This window comes from Pseudomonas sp. efr-133-TYG-5 (assembly GCF_030209175.1).
Classification (GTDB): domain Bacteria; phylum Pseudomonadota; class Gammaproteobacteria; order Pseudomonadales; family Pseudomonadaceae; genus Aquipseudomonas.
In genome coordinates, this window is sequence record NZ_JARVSM010000006.1 from 479,986 (window position 1) to 504,418 (window position 24,433).

The 24,433-nt window shown below is 62.8% G+C and carries 19 protein-coding genes; 14 read left to right on the plus strand and 5 right to left on the minus strand.

What is annotated here, in order from left to right; all coding sequences use genetic code 11:
* Window positions 1-83: 83 nt before the first annotated feature.
* The 9 genes from rpsF to QRN70_RS21165 all read left to right on the plus strand — a co-directional run bounded on the left by rpsF (window position 84) and on the right by QRN70_RS21165 (window position 13,549).
* A complete protein-coding gene (rpsF, locus tag QRN70_RS21125; protein WP_003221133.1) occupies window positions 84-506 on the plus strand; it encodes a 30S ribosomal protein S6 in 423 nt (140 codons plus the stop codon).
* Window positions 507-534: 28 nt separating this feature from the next.
* A complete protein-coding gene (rpsR, locus tag QRN70_RS21130) occupies window positions 535-765 on the plus strand; it encodes a 30S ribosomal protein S18 (protein WP_002551829.1) in 231 nt (76 codons plus the stop codon).
* A gap of 36 nt (window positions 766-801) precedes the next feature.
* Window positions 802-1,692, plus strand: coding sequence for a YybS family protein (locus QRN70_RS21135; protein ID WP_285419835.1), 891 nt, complete (start codon window positions 802-804; stop codon window positions 1,690-1,692).
* A 19-nt stretch (window positions 1,693-1,711) separates the two neighbouring features.
* Window positions 1,712-2,158 (plus strand): 50S ribosomal protein L9, encoded by a 447-nt coding sequence (gene rplI, locus QRN70_RS21140; RefSeq protein ID WP_003186385.1) that lies wholly within the window; start codon window positions 1,712-1,714, stop codon window positions 2,156-2,158.
* A gap of 120 nt (window positions 2,159-2,278) precedes the next feature.
* Window positions 2,279-3,676 carry a replicative DNA helicase gene (dnaB, locus tag QRN70_RS21145; RefSeq protein ID WP_285419836.1) on the plus strand — a complete coding sequence of 466 codons (1,398 nt, stop codon included), beginning with the start codon at window positions 2,279-2,281 and terminating at the stop codon, window positions 3,674-3,676.
* Between the two features lie 191 nt (window positions 3,677-3,867).
* Window positions 3,868-6,171: a YgiQ family radical SAM protein gene (locus tag QRN70_RS21150; protein WP_285419837.1), complete on the plus strand. Its 2,304-nt coding sequence runs from the start codon at window positions 3,868-3,870 to the stop codon at window positions 6,169-6,171.
* 643 nt (window positions 6,172-6,814) lie between these two features.
* A complete protein-coding gene (locus QRN70_RS21155) occupies window positions 6,815-10,084 on the plus strand; it encodes a transglutaminase family protein (protein WP_285419838.1) in 3,270 nt (1,089 codons plus the stop codon).
* Between the two features lie 88 nt (window positions 10,085-10,172).
* Entirely contained in the window at window positions 10,173-12,659 is a 2,487-nt protein-coding gene (locus QRN70_RS21160; protein ID WP_285419839.1) for a circularly permuted type 2 ATP-grasp protein, read from the plus strand.
* A complete protein-coding gene (locus QRN70_RS21165) occupies window positions 12,659-13,549 on the plus strand; it encodes a transglutaminase family protein (RefSeq protein ID WP_285419840.1) in 891 nt (296 codons plus the stop codon). Before QRN70_RS21160 ends, QRN70_RS21165 begins: the two co-directional genes overlap by 1 nt.
* A 133-nt stretch (window positions 13,550-13,682) precedes the next feature.
* On the opposite strand, the gene QRN70_RS21170 is transcribed toward QRN70_RS21165, so the two are convergent.
* A complete protein-coding gene (locus tag QRN70_RS21170; RefSeq protein WP_285419841.1) occupies window positions 13,683-13,865 on the minus strand; it encodes a hypothetical protein in 183 nt (60 codons plus the stop codon).
* A gap of 68 nt (window positions 13,866-13,933) precedes the next feature.
* On the minus strand, window positions 13,934-14,521 hold the full coding sequence (locus QRN70_RS21175) for a cytokinin riboside 5'-monophosphate phosphoribohydrolase (protein WP_285419842.1): 588 nt from the start codon (window positions 14,519-14,521) through the stop codon (window positions 13,934-13,936).
* Window positions 14,522-14,863: 342 nt separating this feature from the next.
* Here QRN70_RS21175 and azu point away from each other — a divergent pair, with 342 nt between their 5' ends.
* A complete protein-coding gene (gene azu / locus QRN70_RS21180) occupies window positions 14,864-15,310 on the plus strand; it encodes an azurin (RefSeq protein ID WP_285419843.1) in 447 nt (148 codons plus the stop codon).
* Window positions 15,311-15,507: 197 nt separating this feature from the next.
* Here the strand turns inward: azu and nadE are convergent, their stop codons facing one another.
* The 3 genes from nadE to QRN70_RS21195 all read right to left on the minus strand — a co-directional run bounded on the left by nadE (window position 15,508) and on the right by QRN70_RS21195 (window position 18,674).
* Window positions 15,508-16,335 (minus strand): NAD(+) synthase, encoded by an 828-nt coding sequence (gene nadE, locus QRN70_RS21185; protein WP_285419844.1) that lies wholly within the window; start codon window positions 16,333-16,335, stop codon window positions 15,508-15,510.
* A 4-nt stretch (window positions 16,336-16,339) separates the two neighbouring features.
* Window positions 16,340-17,563: a nicotinate phosphoribosyltransferase gene (gene pncB / locus QRN70_RS21190; protein ID WP_285419845.1), complete on the minus strand. Its 1,224-nt coding sequence runs from the start codon at window positions 17,561-17,563 to the stop codon at window positions 16,340-16,342.
* Between the two features lie 211 nt (window positions 17,564-17,774).
* Complete coding sequence (locus QRN70_RS21195) at window positions 17,775-18,674, minus strand: LysR family transcriptional regulator (protein WP_285419846.1); 900 nt, start codon at window positions 18,672-18,674, stop codon at window positions 17,775-17,777.
* Window positions 18,675-18,839: 165 nt separating this feature from the next.
* Here QRN70_RS21195 and amaB point away from each other — a divergent pair, with 165 nt between their 5' ends.
* From amaB to QRN70_RS21215, 4 genes are all read left to right on the plus strand, one after another.
* Entirely contained in the window at window positions 18,840-20,330 is a 1,491-nt protein-coding gene (gene amaB / locus QRN70_RS21200) for an L-piperidine-6-carboxylate dehydrogenase (protein WP_285419847.1), read from the plus strand.
* 162 nt (window positions 20,331-20,492) lie between these two features.
* Window positions 20,493-21,776 carry an L-pipecolate oxidase gene (amaA, locus tag QRN70_RS21205; protein ID WP_285419848.1) on the plus strand — a complete coding sequence of 428 codons (1,284 nt, stop codon included), beginning with the start codon at window positions 20,493-20,495 and terminating at the stop codon, window positions 21,774-21,776.
* A gap of 368 nt (window positions 21,777-22,144) precedes the next feature.
* Window positions 22,145-23,278 (plus strand): ABC transporter substrate-binding protein, encoded by a 1,134-nt coding sequence (locus tag QRN70_RS21210; protein ID WP_285419849.1) that lies wholly within the window; start codon window positions 22,145-22,147, stop codon window positions 23,276-23,278.
* Window positions 23,279-23,517: 239 nt separating this feature from the next.
* Window positions 23,518-24,432 carry an ABC transporter permease subunit gene (locus QRN70_RS21215; RefSeq protein WP_007950661.1) on the plus strand — a complete coding sequence of 305 codons (915 nt, stop codon included), beginning with the start codon at window positions 23,518-23,520 and terminating at the stop codon, window positions 24,430-24,432.
* Window position 24,433 lies beyond the last annotated feature (1 nt).

A 24,433-nucleotide genomic window follows, 5' to 3' on the forward strand; every position in this document is an offset into this window, starting at 1 on the left:
CCCGCGCCAGCAAGTCCATAAGTGTCATTCACTCCTTGTCTGACCGTTTTTGAGCGGCAGGCTACAACCCGTAAGGAGCATTCATGCGTCATTACGAAATCATCTTTCTGGTCCACCCTGACCAGAGCGAGCAAGTCGGCGGCATGGTTGAGCGTTACACCAAGCTGATCGAAGAAGACGGCGGCAAAATCCACCGTCTGGAAGACTGGGGCCGTCGTCAACTGGCCTACGCAATCAACAATGTTCACAAGGCTCACTACGTGATGCTGAACGTTGAGTGCACCGGCAAGGCCCTGGCCGAGCTGGAAGACAACTTCCGCTACAACGATGCAGTGATCCGTAACCTGGTCATCCGTCGCGACGAAGCCGTTACCGGCCAATCCGAGATGCTCAAGGCTGAAGAAAACCGCAGTGAGCGCCGTGAGCGTCGCGACCGTCCTGAGCACTCCGACGCTGATGGCGTTGAGGGTGATGACAGCGACAACAGCGATAACGCTGACGAGTAATCCACGGACCTTTTAAGGAGCCTATCAAATGGCACGTTTCTTCCGTCGTCGTAAATTCTGCCGCTTCACCGCTGAAGACGTGAAAGAGATCGATTACAAAGATCTCAACACTCTGAAAGCCTACGTATCCGAGACCGGCAAAATCGTTCCAAGCCGCATCACCGGTACCAAAGCTCGTTATCAGCGTCAGCTGGCCACCGCTATCAAGCGCGCCCGCTTCCTGGCCCTGCTGGCCTACACCGACAGCCACGGCCGCTGAGACCGGGCAGTCGACAAGTAGCAAAGGATTGAATGCATGCGTGCCTTAGCTGAATTCATCATGCGGGGGCGTGTGCAGGCCACGCTGGTTGTGGCCGGATCGGCGGCATTGCCGCTGTTGTTCTGGTTGAGTGCCGCTGCAGGTTGCCTTGTGCTCCTGCGGCGCGGTTCGGACGCCTTGAGCGTCCTGGGTCTGGGAGTGTTGTCAGCGTTGGTGAGCTGGCACTTCCTGAAGGATCCGACGGCATTGATCGTGCTGCTCGGAGCCTGCAGTCTGGCGCTGGTTTTACGCGCCGGCCATTCCTGGAATCGCGTGCTGCTGGGCAGCGTGGTCGTGGGATTGCTGTTTGCCGTGAGTCTGGGGACTGTGTTCAGTTCCTTCACCGCGACGCTGGCGCAGACGTTTGAACAAGTCTTGCCGCTGGCGATGGGTGAGGTCTACGAGAAATTCTCGGCGGACCAGAAAGCGTTTCTCGCGGCATTGGCGGTCCCGCTGTCGATCATTTCAACGGCGGTGTCGTTGCAGGTCTTTAGCGTGCTGTGCCTGATTCTTGGGCGATATTGGCAGGCGCTGTTGTATAACCCCGGCGGTTTCGGTCGCGAGTTTCGCGCCATCCGACTGCCGAAAAGCGTTGCGCTGTCATTGCTGGCCGTCATGTGCGTAGCCCCGTTCTTCGGGATGCATGCCTTGATTCTGTGGCCGCTGTGCAGTGTGCCGCTGTTCTTCGCCGGTCTGGCCCTGGTTCACGGGTTGGTGGCGCAGAAACGGCTGGCCGGTTTCTGGCTGGTGGGGATATACGTCACGCTCGTGCCTTTCATGCACTTGCTCGGTCCGTTGCTCGTGGTTCTGGCCATTGTCGACAGCCTGATTGATTTTCGCGGTCGTCACGTGTCGAAAGACATCGATAACGCGAACGGTGAAGGTTAAAAGTTAAGAGGATTTCCACATGCAACTGATCCTTCTGGAAAAAATCGCCAACCTGGGCAACCTGGGCGACAAAGTAAACGTTAAGGCCGGTTACGGCCGTAACTACCTGCTGCCTTTCGGCAAAGCTACCGCTGCGACCGCTGCCAACCTGGCTGCGTTCGAAGAGCGTCGTGCTGAGCTGGAAAAAGCTGCCGCAGACCGTAAAGCATCGGCTGAAAGCCGTGCTGCCCAACTGGCCGAGCTGGAAGTGACCATCACTGCCACCGCTGGCGACGAAGGCAAGCTGTTCGGTTCGATCGGTACTCACGACATCGCTGACGCACTGACCGCCTCCGGCGTTGAAGTGGCGAAAAGCGAAGTTCGTCTGCCGAACGGCACCATCCGCAACGTGGGTGAATTCGACGTGGCTGTGCACCTGCACGCCGAAGTTGAAGCCACCGTACGCGTTGTCGTGGTAGCAGCTTAAGCAACACCTGTCGGCTGGCACCCTCGGGTGCTTGCCGGTAACATCGGGCACGATCCTGTTTACAGGTCGTGCCCTTTGTCTTTCTGGTACTCCCGTTTTCAAACCTGACTCCAAGTGGCCATGAACGAAATCTCCGCTCCCGAGCAATACGATCTGCAAACCGCCGCGCTGAAGGTGCCGCCGCATTCCATCGAGGCCGAACAGGCCGTGCTCGGTGGGCTGATGCTGGACAACAACGCCTGGGAACGCGTGCTCGATCAAGTCTCCGACGGCGATTTCTACCGGCATGACCACCGCCTGATCTTCCGCGCGATCGCCAAACTGGCCGACCAGAACTCGCCGATCGACGTGGTGACCCTGGCCGAGCAGCTGGACAAGGAAGGGCAGACTTCCCAGGTCGGCGGCCTCGGTTACCTCGGCGAGCTGGCGAAAAACACGCCGTCCGTCGCCAACATCAAGGCCTATGCGCAGATCGTCCGTCAGCGGGCGACGTTGCGCCAGTTGATCGGCATCAGCACCGAGATCGCCGACAGCGCCTTCAACCCCGAAGGCCGTACCGCCGAGGAAATCCTCGACGAAGCCGAACGGCAGATCTTCCAGATCGCCGAGGCGCGGCCGAAGACCGGCGGCCCGGTTGGCGTCAACGAGCTGTTGACCAAGGCCATCGACCGTATCGACACCTTGTTCAACACCGACAACGCCATCACCGGCCTGTCCACCGGCTACACCGACCTCGACGAGAAGACCAGCGGCCTGCAACCGGCCGACCTGATCATCGTCGCCGGCCGTCCGTCGATGGGTAAGACCACCTTCGCCATGAACCTGGTAGAAAACGCCGTACTGCGCAGCGACAAGGCCGTGCTGGTGTACTCCCTCGAGATGCCAGGCGAATCGCTGATCATGCGTATGCTGTCGTCGCTCGGCCGTATCGACCAGACCAAGGTGCGTTCCGGTCAGCTGGAAGACGACGACTGGCCGCGCCTGACCTCGGCGGTCAACCTGCTCAACGACCGCAAACTGTTCATCGATGACACCGCCGGCATCAGCCCGTCGGAAATGCGCGCCCGCACCCGGCGCCTGGTGCGTGAGCACGGCGACATTGCCCTGATCATGATCGACTACCTGCAGCTGATGCAGATCCCGGGCTCCAGCGGTGACAACCGGACCAACGAGATTTCCGAGATCTCGCGATCCCTGAAAGCCCTGGCCAAGGAATTCAACTGCCCGGTGGTGGCGCTGTCGCAGCTCAACCGCTCCCTGGAACAGCGTCCGAACAAGCGTCCGGTGAACTCCGACCTGCGGGAATCCGGAGCGATCGAGCAGGACGCCGACGTCATCATGTTCGTGTACCGGGACGAGGTGTATCACCCGGAAACCGAGCACAAGGGCATCGCCGAAATCATTATCGGCAAGCAGCGGAACGGCCCGATCGGCTTTATTCGCCTGGCGTTCATCGGTAAATACACCCGCTTCGAAAACCTCGCGCCGGGCAGTTACAACTTCGACGACGACGAATAATTTTCGCCTCGTTCGCGCTGATGCCGTCGCCAGCAGGCTCGCTGCCACTGTGGAATGGGTTCCTGTGTGGCAGCGAGCCTGCTGGCGAATAGGCGTGGCGTAATTTCCGACCACAGCCGTCGGAATTGGTCAAAATTTGTGCTATATTCCGCGCCCGCGAAATTCACTGAAAGCCAACACCGGTTATCGACATGCAAGCAGCCAAGCCGTTATTTGACTATCCGAAGTACTGGGCCGAATGTTTCGGACCGGCGCCATTCCTGCCGATGAGCAGGGAGGAGATGGATCAGCTCGGCTGGGATTCCTGCGACATCATCATCGTCACCGGTGATGCCTACGTCGATCACCCGTCGTTCGGCATGGCGATCATCGGCCGGCTGCTGGAGTCCCAGGGCTTCCGCGTCGGGATCATCGCCCAGCCGAACTGGCAGTCCAAAGACGACTTCATGAAGCTCGGCGAGCCGAACCTGTTCTTCGGTGTCGCGGCCGGCAACATGGACTCGATGATCAACCGCTACACCGCGGACAAGAAAATCCGCTCCGACGACGCATATACCCCGGGCGGCATGGCCGGCAAGCGTCCGGACCGCGCCAGCCTGGTCTACAGCCAGCGCTGCAAGGAAGCCTACAAGCACGTGCCGATCGTGCTCGGCGGCATCGAAGCCTCGCTGCGCCGTATCGCCCACTACGACTACTGGCAGGATCGCGTGCGCAACTCGATCCTGATCGACGCCAGCGCCGACATCCTCCTGTACGGCAACGCCGAGCGGGCCATTGTCGAAGTGGCCCAGCGTCTGTCCTACGGGCACAAGATCGAAGACATCACCGACGTGCGCGGCACCGCGTTCATCCGTCGTGACACCCCGCAAGGCTGGTACGAAGTCGACTCCACGCGCATCGACCGCCCGGGCAAGATCGACAAGATCATCAACCCGTACGTCAACACCCAGGACACCCAGGCTTGCGCCATCGAGCAAGAGAAGGGGCCGGTGGATGATCCCGAGGAAGCCAAGGTCGTACAGATCCTGGCCAGCCCGAAGATGACCCGTGACAAGACCGTGATCCGCCTGCCGTCGATGGAAAAGGTGCGCAACGACCCGGTCCTGTACGCCCACGCCAACCGCGTGCTGCACCTGGAAACCAACCCGGGTAACGCCCGTGCGCTGGTACAGAAACACGGTGAGGTCGACGTCTGGTTCAACCCGCCGCCGATTCCGATGACCACTGAAGAAATGGACTACGTATTCGGCATGCCTTACGCCCGTGTCCCGCATCCGGCGTATGGCAAGGAAAAGATCCCGGCCTACGACATGATCCGGTTCTCGGTGAACATCATGCGTGGCTGCTTCGGCGGCTGCACCTTCTGCTCGATCACCGAGCACGAAGGGCGGATCATCCAGAACCGCTCGGAAGAGTCGATCATTCGCGAAATCGAAGAGATCCGCGACAAGGTCCCGGGCTTCACCGGGGTGATTTCCGACCTCGGCGGCCCGACCGCGAACATGTACCGCATCGCCTGCAAGAGCCCGGAAATCGAATCGGCGTGCCGCAAGCCGTCCTGCGTGTTCCCGGGCATCTGCCCGAACCTCAACACCGACCACTCGTCGCTGATTCAGCTGTACCGCAGCGCCCGTGCCTTGCCGGGTGTGAAGAAGATCCTCATCGCCTCCGGCCTGCGCTATGACCTCGCGGTCGAGTCGCCGGAGTACGTCAAGGAGTTGGTGACCCACCACGTCGGCGGTTACCTGAAGATCGCCCCGGAACACACCGAGGAAGGTCCGCTCAACCAGATGATGAAACCGGGGATCGGTACGTATGACCGGTTCAAGCGCATGTTCGAGAAGTACACCAAGGAAGCAGGCAAGGAGCAGTACCTGATTCCGTACTTCATCGCCGCGCACCCCGGCACCACCGACGAAGACATGATGAACCTGGCCCTGTGGCTCAAGGGCAACGGTTTCCGTGCCGACCAGGTGCAGGCGTTCTACCCGTCGCCGATGGCCACCGCCACCGCGATGTACCACTCGGGCAAGAACCCGCTGCGCAAGGTCACCTACAAGAGCGACGGCGTGACCATCGTCAAGAGCGAGGAGCAGCGTCGCCTGCACAAGGCGTTCCTGCGTTATCACGACCCGAAAGGCTGGCCGATGCTGCGTGAAGCGCTGACCCGCATGGGCCGCGCCGACCTGATCGGGCCGGGCAAGCACCAGTTGATCCCGCTGCATCAACCGGCCACCGACAGCTACCAGAGCGCGCGTCGAAAGAACTCGACGCCTGCCGGCAGCCATAAAGTGGCGAAAGAGAAGACCACCAAGATCCTCACCCAGCACAACGGCCTGCCGCCGCGCGCCAGTGACGGTGGCAACCCGTGGGACAAGCGTGAACAGGCCAAGGCTGCCGCGTTCGCCCGCAATCAGCAGGCGGCGAAAGAGCGTAAGGACGCTGCGAAAGGCAAGGGGCCGAAACCGGCTCGCAAGCCCGTTGTACCGCGCTGAACAAAAAAACGCCAACCTTCGGGTTGGCGTTTTGCATTTCAGGCCTTGGAAAATGTGTTGCAGCTGCTGGCCGCTTCGCGAGCAGGCTCGCTCCCACAGGAGGCCGCGTGCTGGCGTCACTGGCCTCATCGCTGGCAAGCCAGCTCCCACAGATTTATCGATCGTCCACAAAACTCTGGCCACTGGCATCTTTGTGGGAGCTGGCAAGCCAGCTCCACAGGTTTATCGATCGTTCACAAAGCTCTGGCCACTGGGGATCCTTTGTGGGAGCTGGCAAGCCAGCTGCCGCAGGTTTATCGATCGTTCACAAAACTCTGGCCGCTGGGGATCCTTGTGGGAGCTGGCTTGCCAGCGAAGGGGAACTCACTTGATCGTTCCCACGCTCTGCGTGGGAATGCCTCTAGGGACGCTCCGCGTCCAGTGACGCAGAGCGTCACGGCCTGCGTTTCCACGCAAGAGCGCGGGAACGCTCATGCATCAGGCCACTCTCGCAACATTTGCGTGCAACTGTGGCAAACCATTTCCCCGCATCGCTCGATTTTGGTGCTGTACTGCCGTAAGCATTCCGGGAAAGCGCCCGAGCCCCTGCATGGCATAAGTCTTGCGCGCTTTCGAATACGCTTAGGCTCGCAGGAGGCACGCCGTGTCGATTCATGTCGCATTGCATCACGTCACGCATTACCGCTACGACCGCGCTGTCGAACTCGGCCCGCAGATCGTGCGGTTGCGCCCGGCTGCCCACAGCCGCACGCGGATTCTCTCGTATGCGCTAAAAGTCTCGCCCGAGCAGCACTTCATCAACTGGCAGCAAGACCCCCAGGGCAACTACCTGGCGCGGCTGGTGTTCCCCGAGAAAACCACCGAGCTGCGCATCGAGGTCGACCTGCTGGCCGAGATGGCCGTGTTCAACCCGTTCGACTTCTTTCTCGAGCCCTACGCCGAGCACATCCCCTTCAGCTACGCCGCCGATGAGCGCAAGGAGCTGGCGCCGTATCTGGAAACCCTGCCGCTGACCCCGAAATTCCAGGCCTATCTGGACGGCATCGACCGCACGCCGCTGCCGGCGGTGGATTTCCTCGTCGCGCTCAACCAGCGCCTCAGCGAAGACATCAATTACCTGATCCGCATGGAGCCGGGCGTGCAGACCCCGGAGCACACCCTCGAACACGCCTCCGGCTCGTGTCGCGACTCGGCGTGGTTATTGGTGCAACTGCTGCGCAACCTGGGCCTGGCCGCGCGTTTTGTCTCCGGCTACCTGATTCAACTGACCGCCGACGTGAAGAGCCTCGACGGGCCGTCCGGCACTGAAGTGGATTTCACCGATCTGCACGCCTGGTGCGAGGTGTACCTGCCCGGTGCCGGCTGGATCGGCCTCGACGCCACGTCCGGGCTGTTCGCCGGTGAAGGGCATATCCCGCTGGCCTGTAGTCCCGATCCTTCCTCGGCGGCACCGATCAGCGGCCTGGTGGAACCGTGCGCGTGCCAGTTCAGCCACGAAATGTCGGTGGAGCGAATCTGGGAAGCGCCCCGCGTCACCAAGCCTTACACCGAAGAGCAATGGCTGGCGATTCAGGCCCTCGGTCGGCAGATCGATGCGGATCTGCTCGCGGGCGACGTGCGCCTGACCATGGGCGGCGAGCCGACGTTCGTCTCCATCGATGATCCGGACGGCGCCGAATGGAACACCGCGGCGCTGGGCCCGGACAAACGCCGGCTCTCGGCCGAACTGTTCCAGCGCCTGCGCAGGCACTACGCGCCGAAAGGCCTGGTGCATTTCGGTCAGGGCAAATGGTATCCGGGCGAGCAACTGCCGCGCTGGTCGCTTAACTGTTACTGGCGTCGCGACGGTGTGCCGATCTGGCACAACAATGCGCTGATCGCCGACGAGCAGCAGGACTACGGCGCCGACGGCGCGCTGGCCGGGCGCTTCCTGGCGAGCGTCGCCGAGCGCCTGAAACTGCCGGCGCGGTTTGTCTTTCCGGCCTACGAGGACACTTTCTATTACCTCTGGCGCGAGGGCGCGCTGCCGAGCAACGTCAGCGCCGAGGATTCGCGACTGCAAGAACCGCTGGAGCGCGCCCGGCTGCGCAAGGTGTTCAGCCAGGGTCTGGACAAGGTCATCGGCCAGGTGCTGCCGCTGGCGCGCACCGCCAAGGGCGATCAGTGGCAGAGCGGGCGCTGGTACCTGCGCGACGAACATTGCCGCCTGGTGCCCGGCGATTCGCCGCTGGGCTATCGCTTGCCGCTGGCTTCGCAGCCATGGGTGAAGGCGGCCGAGTATCCGTTTATCCATCCCACCGATCCGAATCAGGAGTTCCCCGACCTGCCCGACAGCGCGCAGCACCATGACGCGCCGGCCGCGGCCGACGAGCGCGCCCCGAAGATCGACGAATCGGCCGACTGGCTGACCCGCACCGCGCTGTGCGCCGAGGCGCGCGAGGGGCGCCTGTACCTGTTCATGCCACCGCTGGAGCGGGTCGAGGATTATCTGCAACTGGTGGCGGCAATCGAAGCCAGCGCCGAGGAGTTGCATTGCCCGGTGCTCCTGGAGGGCTACGAGCCGCCGAGCGATCCACGCCTGAGCAACTTGCGCATCACCCCCGACCCTGGCGTGATCGAGGTCAACGTACAGCCGTCGGCGAGCTGGGACGAGTTGGTCGAACGCACCGAATTCCTTTACGAGCAGGCGCGGCAGACGCGCCTGACCACCGAGAAATTCATGATCGACGGCCGCCACACCGGTACCGGTGGCGGCAACCATTTCGTGCTTGGCGGTGCCACGCCGGCGGACTCGCCGTTCCTGCGCCGCCCGGATCTGCTGCGCAGCCTGATCAGCTACTGGCACAACCATCCGTCGCTGTCCTACCTGTTTTCCGGTCTGTTTATCGGCCCGACGTCGCAGGCGCCGCGCGTGGACGAGGCGCGCAACGACGCCTTGTACGAACTGGAAATCGCCTTCGCGCAGATGCCTGCGCCCGGCGAAGAGTGCCCGCCCTGGCTGGTCGACCGGCTGTTGCGCAACCTGCTGATCGACGTCACGGGCAACACCCATCGCGCCGAATTCTGTATCGACAAGTTGTATTCGCCGGACGGCGCCACCGGGCGCCTCGGCCTGCTCGAACTGCGGGCGTTCGAGATGCCGCCGCATGCACGCATGAGCCTTGCCCAGCAATTGTTGCTGCGGGCGCTGGTGGCGCGCTTCTGGCGCGAGCCCTACGCGCCGGCGAAACTGGCGCGCTGGGGCACCGAGCTGCACGACCGCTTCCTGTTGCCGCACTTCATCGAGCAGGATTTTGCCGACGTCATCGTCGAGTTGAACAATGCCGGCTATCCGCTGCGCGCCGACTGGTTCGCCGCGCACCTGGAATTCCGTTTTCCCAAGGTCGGCGATTACGCGGTCAACGGCATCGAACTGGAGCTGCGTCAGGCCCTCGAACCCTGGCATGTGCTGGGCGAAGAGGGCGCGGCCGGCGGCACCGTACGCTATGTCGACTCATCGCTGGAGCGCTTGCAGGTCAAGCTCAGTGGCTTGCCGGCGCAGCGTTATCTGCTGACCTGCAACGGCATCCCCGTGCCGCTGCAACCGACCGGGCGCGTCGGCGAGTTTGTCGCCGGCGTGCGCTTCCGGGCGTGGCAGCCGGCCAATTGCCTGCACCCGACCATCGCGGTGCAGGCGCCACTGGTGTTCGACCTGCTCGACACCTGGATGCAACGCTCGCTGGGCGGCTGCCAGTACCACGTGGCGCACCCGGGCGGGCGCAATTACGAGACGCTGCCCGTCAACGCCAACGAAGCGGAGAGTCGGCGCATGGCGCGGTTTTTCCGCATCGGACATACGCCGGGGAAACTGCCTGTGCCGACGCTGACAATCTCCGACGAGTTGCCGATGACGCTCGATTTGCGACGTTTCTAAGTCCTGCACGACATGCGGATTTTTCGTATATCCGCACGTCATGTGCCTGCGTTAGTCTGACCGTTCCCTGCTGGCTGCCGAGCTTTCCATGCCTGACCTGCTTGACCGCTACCCGCTGATGGCGGGCACCTACCACGAACTGCTCGACGGCAGCGGGGCAGTGCGTGCGCACTGGCAGCGACTGTTCGACCAGTTGCAGCGCAGCACCCCGGCGCAACTGGCGCAGCGTCAGGCGTTGCTGGCGCGGCAGATTCAGGAAAACGGCGTCACCTATAACGTCTATGCCGACCCCAAGGGCGCCGACCGTCCGTGGGAGCTGGATCTGCTGCCCCATGTGATCGCCGCTGACGAATGGCCGCAACTGGCCGCCGGGATTGCCCAGCGCGCACGCTTGCTCAATGCCGTACTGGCCGACCTGTATGGTCCGCAGCGTCTGATCCGCGAGGGCCTGCTGCCGGCGGAGCTGGTGTTCGGCCACAACAACTTTCTCTGGCCGTGCCAGGGCCTGGCGCCGCCGGATGGCATCTTTCTGCACCTGTACGCGGTGGATCTGGCGCGTACTCCGGACGGCCGCTGGTGGGTGACCGCGGATCGTACCCAGGCGCCGTCCGGGGCGGGTTATGCCCTGGAAAACCGCACCATCGTGTCGCGCGCCTTTCCCGAGCTGTACCGTGATTTGAAGGTGCAGCATCTGGCCGGTTTCTTCCGCACGCTGCAGGAAACCCTGGCGCGTCAGGCACCGAGCGACGCGGAGGCGCCATTGGTGGTGTTGCTGACACCGGGGCGTTTCAACGAAAGCTATTTCGAACACCTGTACCTGGCGCGGCAGCTCGGCTACCCGCTGGTGGAGGGGGGCGACCTGACGGTGCGCGACGCCACCGTATACCTGAAAACCCTCAGCGGCCTGCGCCGGGTGCACGCGATCATGCGTCGTCTCGACGATGACTTCTGCGACCCGCTGGAGCTGCGCACGGATTCCGCGCTCGGTGTCCCCGGTCTGCTCGAAGCCGTGCGCCAGGGCCGGGTGCTGGTGGCCAACGCCCTCGGCAGTGGTGTGCTGGAATCGCCGGGGCTGCTGGGCTTCCTGCCGAAGATCAATCAGTACCTGTTCGGCGAAGAACTGCTGCTGCCGTCGATTGCCACCTGGTGGTGCGGCGAGGCGCCAGTGCTGGCCCAGGCCCTGGAAAAGTTACCGGAACTGCTGATCAAAGCGGCGTTTCCCTCGCAGAGCTTCGCGCCGGTATTCGGCCGTGACTTGAGTGAAAAGCAGCGTCAGGCACTCGCCGCGCGCATGCAGGCGCGGCCTTATGCCTATGTCGCGCAAGAACTGGCCCAGTTGTCCCAGGCGCCGATCTGGCAGCCCGAGGACGGTCAGTTGCACCCCCGGGCCATCGGCATGCGCATGTATGCGGTGGCCAGTCGTGACGGCTATCGGGTGTTGCCGGGCGGCCTGACCCGGGTCGCCGCCGACGCCGATGCCGAGGTGGTGTCGATGCAGCGCGGCGGCGCGAGCAAGGACACCTGGGTGCTGGGCGAGCGGCCACCCAGCGGTGAGCAGTGGACGGCGCAGCGCAATATCGGCGTGCACGATCTGGTGCGCCGCGACCCCTACCTGCCGTCGCGGGTGGTGGAGAATCTGTTCTGGTTCGGCCGTTATTGCGAGCGATGCGACGACAGCGCACGGTTGCTGCGGATCATGCTCGCGCGCTACGTCGATGGCGACGATCCGCAGGCATTGCAGGCCGCGGTGGCGCTGGGCGAGCGGCTGATGTTGCTGCCGGAGGAGGGCGAGTTGCCGCAGCGCCTGCTCGCGGCGCTGCTGGGCGAGGACTGGTCGTTCAGCCTGCGCTGCAACCTGCAGCGCCTGCAGTGGGCCGCCTCGCAGGTGCGCGGCAAGCTCTCGCGGGAAAACTGGCAGGCACTCGTCGAGCTGCAGCGCGAGGCCATGGAGCTGGACACCGACGAGCCGGACTTCGGTGAGTTGCTGGATTTCCTCAACCGCCTGGTGATGTCGCTGGCGGCGCTGTCCGGGTTCGCCCTCGACGACATGACCCGCGACGAAGGCTGGCGCTTCCTGATGATCGGCCGGCGCATCGAGCGCCTGCAATTTCTCAGCAGCAGTCTGGCCGGGTTCCTGCGCGGCGCCGGGGCGTTCGCCCAGGCCGGGCTGGAATGGCTGCTGGAGCTGGGTAACAGCAGCATCACCTACCGTTCGCGCTATCTGGCGGTGGCACAGTTGATCCCGGTGCTCGACCTGTTGCTGCTGGACGAGCAGAACCCGCATGCGGTGTTGTTCCAGTTAAAACTGGTGACCCGCACGCTCAAGCGCTTGAACGACGATTTTGGCGTACCGCCCGAGGCCGGGTTGCCGCAACTGGTGGAGCGCCTCGGGCGTTTCGACCTCGGTTGCCTGGAGAATCCGCTGTTCGGCGAATCCAGTGTGCGTGCGGCGCTCGATGGCCTGGCCGATCTGCTGCAGGAGATTGCCGACGCCAGCGGTCAGGTCTCGGATCGCCTGGCCCTGCGCCATTTCGCCCATGTCGATGATGTCAGCCAGCGCACGGTGTCCGTCTGATGAGCGCGCATTACCAGATCCTCCACGACACCTGTTATCACTACGACAGCCCGGTGTCCCTGGCGCAGCAACTGGCGCATCTGTGGCCACGCGAGTGCGCCTGGCAGCGCTGCACCGCGCAGCAGTTACTGATCAGTCCGCAGCCGACCGCGCGCCGCGATGAGCAGGACGTCTTCGGCAATCCGCTGACGCGCCTGGCCTTCGAGCGGCCCCACGACGAGTTGCAGGTCAACGCCCGCCTGACGGTCGAAGTGCTGGCGCGGCCGCTGCTGGATTTCAACCTGTCGCCGGCCTGGGAGCTGACGCGCAACGCACTGACCTACAGCAGCCAGCCGCTGCCCTCGGAACTGCTGGAAGCTTGCCGCTACCGGTTTCAGTCGCCCTATGTGCACCTCAAACGCAGCTTCGTCGAGTTTTCCGAAAGCTGCTTTCCCGCTGGCCGTCCGCTGCTATTGGGCGTGCAGGCCTTGATGGAAAAGATCTTCAGCGAATTCACCTTCGATGCCGAAGCCACCCAGGTGGCGACGCCGCTGGTCGAGGTGCTGGAGCGGCGCCGTGGCGTCTGCCAGGACTTCGCCCATCTGATGCTGGCCTGCGTGCGTTCCCGTGGGCTGGCGGCGCGCTACGTCAGCGGCTACCTGCTGACCCGGCCACCGCCGGGGCAGCCGCGGTTGATCGGCGCTGACGCATCGCATGCCTGGGTCTCGGTGTTCTGCCCGGTGCTGGGCTGGGTGGATTTCGATCCGACCAACAATGTGCAACCGGCACTGGAGCACATCACCCTGGCCTGGGGCCGGGATTTTTCCGATGTGTCGCCGTTGCGTGGGGTGATTCTGGGCGGGGGCAGCCATGATCCGGAAGTGCGGGTCACGGTGATGCCGGTGGAGTGAGGCGGGTGTGGGGGGAGCAGTGTGGCGGGGTCGCAGAGCCCCGCCGGGCTGCGCAGCAGGTGCGCTGCCCGGCGGCGGACTGCGCCCGCGCCACACAAGTCTGCTCTCAGAGCGACCGGATCAAGCTGTCAGCTCAGGCGTCAGGCGCCTGATCCTTCGGTGCATCAACATCATCGTCTTCAGTGGCCACTTCACCGTCAGGGTTGAGTGCCGCTTCTTCAGCCATCTGTTTCTTGCGCTGAAGCTTTTCCTCTTTCTTCTGTTCCTTGGCCAGGTCTCGTTGACGTTTGGCGAAGGAGTAATTGGGTTTAGCCATGGGCGATCCTCTGGGGTCGAAGGTGAGGTTGAGCGGCGCGTATTCTGCCCTGTATCGGTGCCCGGCGGTTAACCGGGTTTTTGCCCGACCCATTTTGGCGTGACGGTCGGCTGCCAGCGGTCAAGGGCGTCGAGCAGGGTCTGTGGCGATTCGCTCACTTGCAGCATGTCACGGTGTGGCGCGCGAACGAAGCCTTCGCCGACGATGTGATCGAGAAAAGCCGTGAGTTTGCTGTAGAAACCGTTCACTTCCAGCAGGCCCAGCGGTTTACCGTGATAGCCGAGCTGGCCCCAGGTCCAGACTTCGAACAACTCTTCCAGAGTGCCGAGGCCGCCCGGCAGCGCGATGAACGCATCGCTGAGTTCGGCCATCCGTGCCTTGCGTGCATGCATGCCGTCGACCACTTCCAGGCGCGTCAGGCTTTTGTGGCCGATCTCCTTGTCCATCAGGCTCTGCGGAATGATGCCGATGACGTCGCCACCGGCCGCCAGGGCGGCATCGGCAACAATGCCCATCAGGCCCACGGCGCCACCGCCGTAGACCAGCGTCAGGCGGCGCTCGGCCAGGGCCTGGCCGAGGGCGACGGCGGCTGCGGTGTACGCCGGGTCGGTGCCGGCGTTGGCACCGCAAAATACACAAACGGATTTCAGAGACATGCCTTCCTCCTGGGTCGATCAGCCCCACAGGGTAACGGCTGGCAGGTCTCGCTCCAAGGGCTAGACTTCGCGCTGGGGTGTTTCACAGGTGCCGCTGGCACCACAGGCATAGGCGGCAAGCAGGCTGCACAACAGGCCGTTAAAGATCATGACAGGCACTCCGTTTCATGGGGATGGGCCGATCATAGGGCCGGCGCGGGCATCTGGCCGGTAGATTGTTTCGATGAGTGTCATAGCCTGAAAGTTGTATACAATTTTTGACTCAAGTCATAGGAACTTGCGAAGATTTCAGGCAGTCTTCCAACCAATCGTGTTTTGTTAACCCTGCCTTGGAGATTCACCATGTTTTCCAAAGTTGTTGCGGTATCCCTGCTGGCGCTGGCCAGCAGCCAATTGATGGCTGCCGAGTGCAAAACCACCGTCGACTCCACCGACCAGATGTCCTTCAACACCAAGGCCATCGAAATCGACAAGAGCTGCAAGACCTTCACCATCGAACTGACCCACTCCGGCAGCCTGCCGAAAAACGTCATGGGCCATAACCTGGTGATCAGCAAAACCGCTGACATGCAGCCGATCGCCACCGACGGCCTGGCGGCCGGGATCGACAAGAACTATCTGAAGGACGGCGACGAGCGCGTGATCGCCCACACCAAGATCATCGGTGCCGGCGAGAAAGACACGCTGACCATCGACGTAGCGAAACTGACCGCTGGCACCGATTACGGCTTCTTCTGCTCGTTCCCGGGCCACATCTCGATGATGAAAGGCTCTGTGACCGTCAAGTAATTCGGCCTACCGCGTCATCGTTCTTCGCGAGCAGGCTCGCTCCTACAGGTCTGGTCTCGGTCACACATTTTGTGAACAACCGCGACAGGGTGGGAGCGAGCCTGTCGCGAAGAGGGCGTGCGCAGCGACAGATGCGTTGGCCAAGAAAAAGCCCGCTGAGGATCACTCCTCAGCGGGCTTTTTCATTGCGTCGCCGATCAAGGCGCAAACGGCATGACGCGCTTGTGATGGGTCTTGTTGTAGGTGTTGACGATGATGTCGAACGCTTCCTGGCGTACCGGCTCGCCGTGCAGGAAGGCGTCGATCTCGGCGTAGGTCACGCCGTGCGAGGCTTCGTCAGGCTTGCCCGGCGAGAGGTCTTCGAGGTCGGCGGTCGGGACCTTTTCCACCAGCGATTCCGGCGCGCCAAAGCTGCGGGCAATCGCGCGCACCTGGTTTTTCACCAGGCCGCTGAGCGGCGCGAGGTCGCAGGCGCCGTCACCGAACTTGGTGAAGAAGCCCATCACCGCTTCCGCCGCATGGTCGGTGCCGATCACCAGGCCGTGGGCGGCGCCGGCGATGGTGTACTGGGCGACCATGCGCATGCGGGCCTTGGTGTTGCCGAGCACGAAATCCACCGACACCGCGTGCTTGCCTTCGAACGCCGCGACCTCGCTGGCCAGGGATTTCACTGCCGGGCCGATATTGACGGTGTGGCGCTCGTCCGGGGCGATGAAATCGACGCTGGCCTGGGCATCATGTTCATCGAACTGCACATCGTACGGCAGGCGCACGGCGATGAACTTGTAGGCGTCGTCGCCGGTGCGCTCACGCAGTTCACGCATGGCGCGCTGCGCCAGCAGGCCGGCGGTCAGCGAGTCGACACCGCCGCTGATGCCCAGCACCAGGGTCTTGAGGCCGGAACTGGTCAGGCAATCCTGGATGAAGGTGATGCGCCGGGCGACTTCGGCCTCGAGGGCTCGCTGATCGGCGAACGGCGGCTGGACCTTGAGCTGTTCAGCAATCTCACGCTGTACGGCTTGCATGAATTCACTCCTTGCTAGATAGGCTGGAAACGGCAGGAACCTGGAACACGTGTCGCAAATAGGCGACGAAATTCGGATCTTTGCAGTGGGTCTTGCCCGGCTCGTCGGAGATCTTCGCCACCGGTTGGCCGTTGCAGGCGGTCATTTTAAGCACGATGCTCATCGGTTCGACACCCGGAATGTCACAGGTGAGGTTGGTGCCGATGCCGAAGCTGACGTTGATTCGCCCACGCAGCGCGCGGAAGATTTCCAGCGATTTGGGCAGAGTCAGGCTGTCGGAGAACACCAGGGTCTTGCTCAGCGGATCGATGCCGAGCTTGTGGTAGTGGGCGATGCATTTTTCGCCCCACAGCACCGGATCCCCGGAATCGTGACGCAAGCCGTCGAACAGCTTGGCGAAGAACAGATCGAAATCGCCGAGGAAGGCATCGGTGGTGATGCAGTCGGTGAGCGCAATGCCCAGCAGGCCGCGATATTCGCGAACCCAGCAATCGAGGGCGGCGATCTGGCTGTCGATCAGGCGAGGCCCGAGTTGCTGGTGCGCCATGATCCACTCGTGTGCCATGGTGCCCAGCGGTTTCATGTCCAGTTCACGCGACAGGTGCACGTTGCTGGTGCCGACGAAGCGTCCGGGGAAGTCGTGCTTGAGCACGTTGACCACTTCCTCCTGCACGCGATACGAGAACCGCCGGCGGGTGCCGAAGTCGGCGACCTGCAATTGCGACAGCTCCTCGGCCGAGGCGTTGGCGGTCAGCCAGTCGAACTTGCGGTACAACTGCTCGCGCGCCTGTTCCAGCACGGTTTCACGGTAGCGATAGCGGTTGCGCACTTCGCTGACGATCGCCAGCAGCGGCACTTCGAACAGGATCACATGCAGCCACGGCCCGCGCAGGCGGATGAACAGTTCGCCGTTCTCGATCCCGGTGTGCAGGTAGCGCAGGTTGAAGCGGAACAGGCCGAGAAAGCGCAGGAAGTCCGGCTTGAGGAAGCTGATGCGCTCGAGAAAGCTCAACTGGTCGGCGCTCAGGCTCAACTCGGCCAGGCGCTCGATCTGGTAGCGAATCTCCGCCAGGTACGGGCGCAGATCCTCGCTGTTGCGGCAACGGAACTCCCATTCGACTTCGACGTTGGGGTAGTTGTGCAGCACCGCCTGCATCATCGTCAGTTTGTAGAAGTCGGTGTCGAGCAGGTTCTGCACGATGCGATCGGCAAACACACTCTCGCTCATAACGGGGTCTCCAGGCGGGCCGCGCACGGCGCGGCATCAATCAATGGCGCTAGTGGCGCATATCAATGGGCGTTGTGCCAGCGATTTTTGTATCGCCGAGATCCCCGTGGGAGCGGGCTTGCCCGCGAAGAGGCCAGCAGGTCCAACATCAATGTTGATTTTGCCGACGTCTTCGCGGGCAAGCCCGCTCCCACAGGGACTGGATAAAACTTCAAGCCGGGCTGTCGATCTGCTCCAGCATCCACTTGACGAAATCGCGCACCTTCGGCACCTCCGCCGCGTGTTCCGGGTAGGCCAGGTAGTAGGCGTCGGAACTGGGCATTGCATGCTGCCAGGGAATGACCAGCTTGCCGTCGGCCAATTCCTCTTCCACCAGAAATCTGGGCAGCAACGCCACGCCGCAGCCGACCTGAGCGGCGCGAATGCACATATAAAAGGTCTCGAAGCGTGGGCCGTGGTAGCTGTGTTCAGTGTGGTAGCCCTGGCTGTCGAACCAGTCGTGCCAGGCCTGGGGCCGCGAGGCATTCTGCAGCAGCACCAGGTCGGTGAGCTGGGTCGGATCGGTGAAAGGCCTGTCGGGCAGACTGCCGGGGGCGCACACCGGCACCAGTTCCTCGCCGAACAGTTTCAGGCATTCGGTGCCGGGGCGCGCACCCTGGCCGAAATAGAACGCCAGGTCGCTGCGGCCTTGCAGCAGGTCGTCGGCCTCCTGCTCGTTGCACAGGTCCAGATGAATCGACGGGTGACGCAGGCGCCAGCCCTTGAGGCGCGGCACCAGCCAGCGGGCACCGAAGGTCGAAGGTGTGGACACGCGCAGGACTTCGGTTTCACCGCCGTAGGAACGCAGGTAATGGGTCGACATCTCCACCTGGGTGAGGATTTTTCGGACTTCCACCAGGTACAAATCGCCGGCCGGGGTCATTTGCAAACGGCGTCGCACGCGACGGAACAACAAGTGCTGCAACAGTTCTTCCAGCTGCGCCACCTGCTTGCTGACGGCGCTCTGGGTCAGGTTCAGCTCCTCGGCGGCGCGGGTGAAACTGAGGTGCCGGGTCACGGCCTCGAAGCACTGCAACGCGGTGATCGACGGCAAGTGGCGTTTGTTGAGCATGGGCGATCCCTTTTTCTTGTCTTTCGCTGCGCAGCATGAATAAACGGAATGATATCTCGCGTAAAGGTCGTTTGTTGCCTCGTCCTACTGACGCTACAACTAAAGGCCTGCCCGGACGCGAAAATGCGTCCGCACACATTCCGTTTTCCGCTTGAGGAGTGACCCATGGTTGCCGCATTGCTTGATCGTCTTGGTGTGAACCCGGCCCTGTACCAGAACGGCAAAGTGCCGGTGCATTCGCCCATCGACGGCAGCCGCATCGCCGCCGTGAACTGGGAAGGCCCGGCCGAAGTCGAGCAGCACATCAGTCGCGCCGATCATGCGTTCGACCAATGGCGCAAGGTGCCGGCCCCGCGTCGCGGCGAACTGGTGCGCCAGTTCGGCGAAGTCCTGCGCGAGTACAAGGCCGATCTCGGCGAACTGGTGTCGTGGGAGGCGGGCAAGATCACCCAGGAAGGCCTCGGCGAAGTGCAGGAGATGATCGATATCTGCGATTTCGCCGTCGGCCTGTCGCGTCAGCTGTACGGTTTGACCATCGCGTCCGAGCGCCCGGGCCACCACATGCGCGAGACCTGGCACCCGCTGGGCGTGGTTGGTGTGATCAGTGCCTTCAACTTTCCGGTCGCGGTGTGGGCGTGGAACACCACCCTGGCGCTGGTCTGCGGCAACCCGGTGGTGTGGAAGCCGTCGGAGAAGACGCCGCTCACCGCACTGGCCTGCCAGGCGCTGTTCGACCGCGTGGTGAAGAACTTCACGGATGCTCCGGCCAACCTTTGCCAGGTGATCATCGGTGGGCGTGACGCCGGCGAAGCGCTGGTCGACGATCCGCGTGTGGCGCTGATCAGCGCCACCGGCAGTACCCGCATGGGCCGCGAAGTGGCGCCGAAAGTCGCCGCGCGGTTTGCCCGCAGCATTCTCGAACTGGGTGGCAACAACGCGATGATCCTCGGCCCGAGCGCCGACCTCGACATGGCCGTGCGCGCCATCCTCTTCAGCGCCGTCGGCACTGCCGGCCAGCGTTGCACCACGCTGCGTCGCCTGATCGCCCACGAGTCGGTGAAGGTAGAAATCGTTACCCGCCTGAAAGCAGCGTACGCCAAAGTGCGCATCGGCCATCCGCTGGAAGGCAACCTGGTCGGGCCGCTGATCGACAAGCACAGCTTCGACAACATGCAGGATGCCCTGGAGCAGGCGCTGAGCGAGGGCGGCCGGGTGTTCGGCGGCAAGCGGCAACTGGAAGACATGTTCCCCAATGCCTACTACGTGTCGCCGGCGATTGTCGAAATGCCGGAGCAGAGCGACGTGGTCTGCAGCGAAACCTTCGCGCCGATTCTTTATGTCGTCGGCTACAGCGACTTCCAGGAAGCGCTGCGCCTGAACAACGCGGTGCCGCAAGGCCTGTCGTCGTGCATCTTCACCACCGATGTACGCGAGGCCGAGCAGTTCATGTCGGCGGTCGGCAGCGACTGTGGCATTGCCAACGTCAATATCGGCCCGAGCGGTGCCGAAATTGGCGGCGCGTTTGGCGGCGAGAAGGAAACCGGCGGTGGCCGCGAGTCCGGTTCGGACGCATGGCGCGCCTACATGCGCCGTCAGACCAACACCGTGAACTATTCGCTGGAGTTGCCGCTGGCGCAGGGCATCACCTTCGACTGACAGGTGGAGAACTCTCCTTGTGGGAACGAGCCTGCTCGCGAATACAGTGGGACAGTCGACACAGATGTTGGCTGAAACACCGCTTTCGTCGGAACGCCGCCCGTAGCAGGCTCGCTCCCACAGGGTATGCAGTGTTTGTTAGGTTTCTGTTGGAGTCTGGCAATGCCGTTACGCGAAGAATGTCTGTGGGAAAAACTCACGCCGCAGAGGCCGGATAACACCGCGCTGCGCGGCGAAGTCAAAGTCGATGTCTGCGTGATCGGCGCCGGGTTCACCGGGTTGTCGGCGGCGCTGCATCTGCTGGAAAAAGGCCGGAGCGTCTGCGTGCTCGAAGCCCATCGTGCCGGGCATGGTGGCTCCGGGCGCAACGTCGGGCTGGTCAACGCCGGGATGTGGATTCCGCCGGACGAGATCGAGGCCGGTTTCGGCGAAGCGGTCGGCAGTCAGCTCAACCGCATGCTCGGGGCGGCGCCAGCGCTGGTGTTCAGCCTGGTGGACAAATACAACATCGATTGCCAGTTGCGCCGCGAAGGCACCCTGCACATGGCGCACAACGCCAAGGGCGAGGCCGATCTGCGCAGTCGCGAGGAACAATGGAAACGCCGCGGGGCGCCTGTCGAACTGCTGACCGGCAAGGCCTGCGAGCAAGCCACCGGCACGCAGAAGATCGCTGCCGCGCTGCTCGACCGCCGCGCCGGCACGCTCAATCCGATGGCCTATGTCACCGGGCTGGCCAACGCGGTGAGAGGGCTGGGCGGGCAGTTGTTCGACCATTCGCCGGTAACGCGTCTCGAGCGCGTCGGCCAGCAATGGTCAGTGCAGACCGAGCAGGGCGCGGTGCTCGCCGAGCAGGTGGTGATCGCCTCCAATGCCTACACCGAAGGCGACTGGACCGAGCTCAAGCGCAACTTCTTTCCCGGCTATTACTATCAGGTCGCCTCGGTGCCACTGACCGAAGACGCCGCGCAGGCGATCCTGCCGGGCGGGCAGGGCTCGTGGGACACCCGTCAGGTGCTGAGTAGCATTCGCCGCGACCAGGATGGTCGGCTGTTGCTCGGCAGCCTGGGCAATGGCAACCAGAAACCGACCTGGTTTCTCAAGGCCTGGGCCGACCGCGTGCAGCAGCATTACTTCCCCCACCTGAAACCGGTGGAGTGGGAGTGCACCTGGACCGGGCGCATTGCCTTTACCCCGGATCATTTGATGCGCCTGTTCGAACCGGCCCCCGGGCTGGTGGCCGTGACCGGTTACAACGGCCGTGGCGTGACCACCGGCACGGTGGTCGGCAAGGCCTTCGCCGACTACCTGTGTAACGGAAATCCTCAGGCCCTGCCGATTCCCTTTGCACCGATGCAGCCCCTGGCCGGTGTGGGCTTGCGCAGTTGCCTGTACGAGGCCGGGTTCTCGCTGTACCACGCGGGCCAGTGCCTGCGCATCGTCATCTGAGTGTTGAAATATGTTGCCGGAAGCGGCGCTTTTCGATGCAGCGACTAGCCTGTAATGGTGCGGGTTGTAGCAGTCCCGCACCAGCAGTGTGCAGTTCGGTGACGCGGGCTGTTACAGGCTGGTTGCACGTCGTTTGGCACCGCGGTTGCAATGATGGCGCGTGCGGGTTGCGCCTGAAAAAATAAATGGTTTTACCTTCCGCGGTTTAGACGGTTGCACGCCCAATGAAAATGGGAACGAAACAGTCGAAATAACAAGAAAGCAGCGACTTTTTGAAGAATAAAAAACCGATGGCACGGCCCTTGCTCTGAGCATTCAGTGAAGTGAAGTCGCAGTGCCAACTAAAAAAAACCTTGGAGCACCACCTCATGTCCCAGACGTTTTACAAGAAAGGCTTTCTGGCCCTCGCAGTTGCAACTGCGCTGGGTGTTTCTGCGTTTGCTCAGGCTGACATCAAAATCGGCGTAGCGGGTCCGATGACGGGCGCCAACGCGGCATTTGGCGAGCAGTACATGAAGGGTGCACAGGCGGCGGCCGACGCCGTCAACGCGGCGGGCGGCGTCAACGGGGAGAAAATCGTACTGGTCAAGGGCGATGACGCCTGCGAACCGAAACAGGCCGTGACGGTCGCCAAGGACCTCACCAACCAGAAAGTCGCCGGCGTCGTCGGTCACTTCTGCTCCTCTTCCACCATCCCGGCGTCGGAGATCTACGACGAAGCCGGGATCATCGCCATTACCCCGGGTTCCACCAACCCGCAGGTGACCGAGCGCGGCCTGAGCGCCATGTTCCGGATGTGCGGGCGTGACGACCAGCAGGGCATCGTCGCCGGCGACTACATCGTCGACGTGCTCAAGGGCAAGAAAGTCGCCGTGCTGCACGACAAGGACACCTACGGTCAGGGCCTGGCCGATGCGACCAAGGCTCAACTGGAAAAACGCGGCGTGAAGCCGGTGCTGTACGAAGGCCTGACCCGTGGCGAGAAAGACTTCAGCGCCGTGGTCACCAAGATCCGTGCGGCCGGTGCCGACGTGGTCTACTTCGGCGGCCTGCACCCGGAAGCCGGTCCACTGGTCAAGCAACTGCGTACCGAAGGCCTGAAAGACGTGAAGTTCATGTCTGACGACGGCATCGTCACCGACGAACTGGTGACCACCGCCGGTGGCCCGCAATACGTCGACGGCGTGCTGATGACCTTCGGCGCCGACCCGCGCCTGCTGCCGGAAAGCAAGACCGTCGTCGACGCGTTCCGCAAGGCCGGCACCGAGCCTGAAGGCTACACCCTCTACGCTTACGCCTCGATCCAGGCGCTGGCCGCCGGTTTCAACGGCGCCAAGTCGAACAAGGGCGAAGACGCTGCCAAATGGCTGAAAGCCAACCCGGTGAAAACCGTGATGGGCGAGAAGACCTGGGACGCCAAGGGCGACCTGAAAGTCTCCGACTACGTGGTTTACCAGTGGGACAAGGACGGCAAATACCACCAGTTGGAAAAACAGAAGTAAGGGCTGACGCGATCACCTGATTCCACAGATCCCTGTGGGAGCGGGCTTGCCCGCGATGGCGCACGGAAGAACAACCTATCCGTTGAATGTTCCGCCGCTATCGCTGGCAAGCCAGCTCCCACAGGGGCTATGGGTGACTGGGCTGGTCGTGGCTGACATTGCTCCGACGTACATCTGTATTTTTCCTAGAAGAACCGCGCACCCCGGGTGCGCAGGTTCTCACTGCGTGAGATTGCGTTATGGATGGTATTTTCCTGCAGCAACTGGTCAACGGCCTGACCCTCGGGTCGGTCTACGGCCTGATCGCCATCGGCTACACAATGGTCTACGGCATCATCGGCATGATCAACTTCGCCCACGGCGAGGTTTACATGATTTCCGCTTACCTCGCGGCAATCAGTCTGGCTCTGCTGGCGTACTTCGGTATTGAATCCTTCCCCCTGCTGATGCTCGGCACACTGGTCTTCACCATCGTCGTGACCGGCGTCTATGGCTGGGTCATCGAACGCATCGCCTACAAACCGCTGCGCAACTCCACCCGCCTGGCACCGCTGATCAGTGCCATCGGTATCTCGCTGATCCTGCAAAACTACGCCCAGATCAGCCAGGGCGCCCGCCAGCAGGGTGTGCCAACGCTGCTCACCGGGGCCTGGCGTATCGACGTCGGTTCGGGTTTCGTCCAGCTGACCTACACCAAGATCTTCATCCTGGTCGCCGCGTTCGTCGGCATGGGCCTGCTGACCTACGTGATCAAGTACACCAAGCTCGGCCGCATGTGCCGTGCCACCCAGCAAGACCGCAAGATGGCGTCGATCCTCGGGATCAACACCGACCGGGTGATCTCCTATGTGTTCATCATCGGTGCAGCGATGGCGGCCCTGGCCGGCGTGCTGATCACCATGAACTACGGCACGTTCGACTTCTATGCCGGCTTCGTCATCGGCATCAAGGCGTTCACCGCCGCGGTGCTCGGCGGCATCGGCTCACTGCCCGGGGCGATGCTCGGCGGGATCATCCTCGGCATCTCCGAGTCGCTGTTCTCGGGCCTGGTCAACTCCGACTACAAAGACGTGTTCAGCTTCTCGCTGCTCGTACTTGTTCTGGTCTTCCGGCCGCAGGGCCTGTTGGGCCGTCCTCTTGTGTCGAAGGTGTAAG

What these genes read in the sequence shown, in the direction of transcription:
- rpsF (WP_003221133.1), top strand. Translation starts at nt 84, where the DNA reads ATGCGTCATTACGAAATCATCTTTCTGGTCCACCCTGACCAGAGCGAG.
- rpsR (WP_002551829.1), top strand. Translation starts at nt 535, where the DNA reads ATGGCACGTTTCTTCCGTCGTCGTAAATTCTGCCGCTTCACCGCTGAA.
- QRN70_RS21135 (WP_285419835.1), top strand. Translation starts at nt 802, where the DNA reads ATGCGTGCCTTAGCTGAATTCATCATGCGGGGGCGTGTGCAGGCCACG.
- rplI (WP_003186385.1), top strand. Translation starts at nt 1,712, where the DNA reads ATGCAACTGATCCTTCTGGAAAAAATCGCCAACCTGGGCAACCTGGGC.
- dnaB (WP_285419836.1), top strand. Translation starts at nt 2,279, where the DNA reads ATGAACGAAATCTCCGCTCCCGAGCAATACGATCTGCAAACCGCCGCG.
- QRN70_RS21150 (WP_285419837.1), top strand. Translation starts at nt 3,868, where the DNA reads ATGCAAGCAGCCAAGCCGTTATTTGACTATCCGAAGTACTGGGCCGAA.
- QRN70_RS21160 (WP_285419839.1), top strand. Translation starts at nt 10,173, where the DNA reads ATGCCTGACCTGCTTGACCGCTACCCGCTGATGGCGGGCACCTACCAC.
- QRN70_RS21165 (WP_285419840.1), top strand. Translation starts at nt 12,659, where the DNA reads ATGAGCGCGCATTACCAGATCCTCCACGACACCTGTTATCACTACGAC.
- QRN70_RS21170 (WP_285419841.1), bottom strand. Translation starts at nt 13,865, where the DNA reads ATGGCTAAACCCAATTACTCCTTCGCCAAACGTCAACGAGACCTGGCC.
- QRN70_RS21175 (WP_285419842.1), bottom strand. Translation starts at nt 14,521, where the DNA reads ATGTCTCTGAAATCCGTTTGTGTATTTTGCGGTGCCAACGCCGGCACC.
- azu (WP_285419843.1), top strand. Translation starts at nt 14,864, where the DNA reads ATGTTTTCCAAAGTTGTTGCGGTATCCCTGCTGGCGCTGGCCAGCAGC.
- nadE (WP_285419844.1), bottom strand. Translation starts at nt 16,335, where the DNA reads ATGCAAGCCGTACAGCGTGAGATTGCTGAACAGCTCAAGGTCCAGCCG.
- pncB (WP_285419845.1), bottom strand. Translation starts at nt 17,563, where the DNA reads ATGAGCGAGAGTGTGTTTGCCGATCGCATCGTGCAGAACCTGCTCGAC.
- QRN70_RS21195 (WP_285419846.1), bottom strand. Translation starts at nt 18,674, where the DNA reads ATGCTCAACAAACGCCACTTGCCGTCGATCACCGCGTTGCAGTGCTTC.
- amaB (WP_285419847.1), top strand. Translation starts at nt 18,840, where the DNA reads ATGGTTGCCGCATTGCTTGATCGTCTTGGTGTGAACCCGGCCCTGTAC.
- amaA (WP_285419848.1), top strand. Translation starts at nt 20,493, where the DNA reads ATGCCGTTACGCGAAGAATGTCTGTGGGAAAAACTCACGCCGCAGAGG.
- QRN70_RS21210 (WP_285419849.1), top strand. Translation starts at nt 22,145, where the DNA reads ATGTCCCAGACGTTTTACAAGAAAGGCTTTCTGGCCCTCGCAGTTGCA.
- QRN70_RS21215 (WP_007950661.1), top strand. Translation starts at nt 23,518, where the DNA reads ATGGATGGTATTTTCCTGCAGCAACTGGTCAACGGCCTGACCCTCGGG.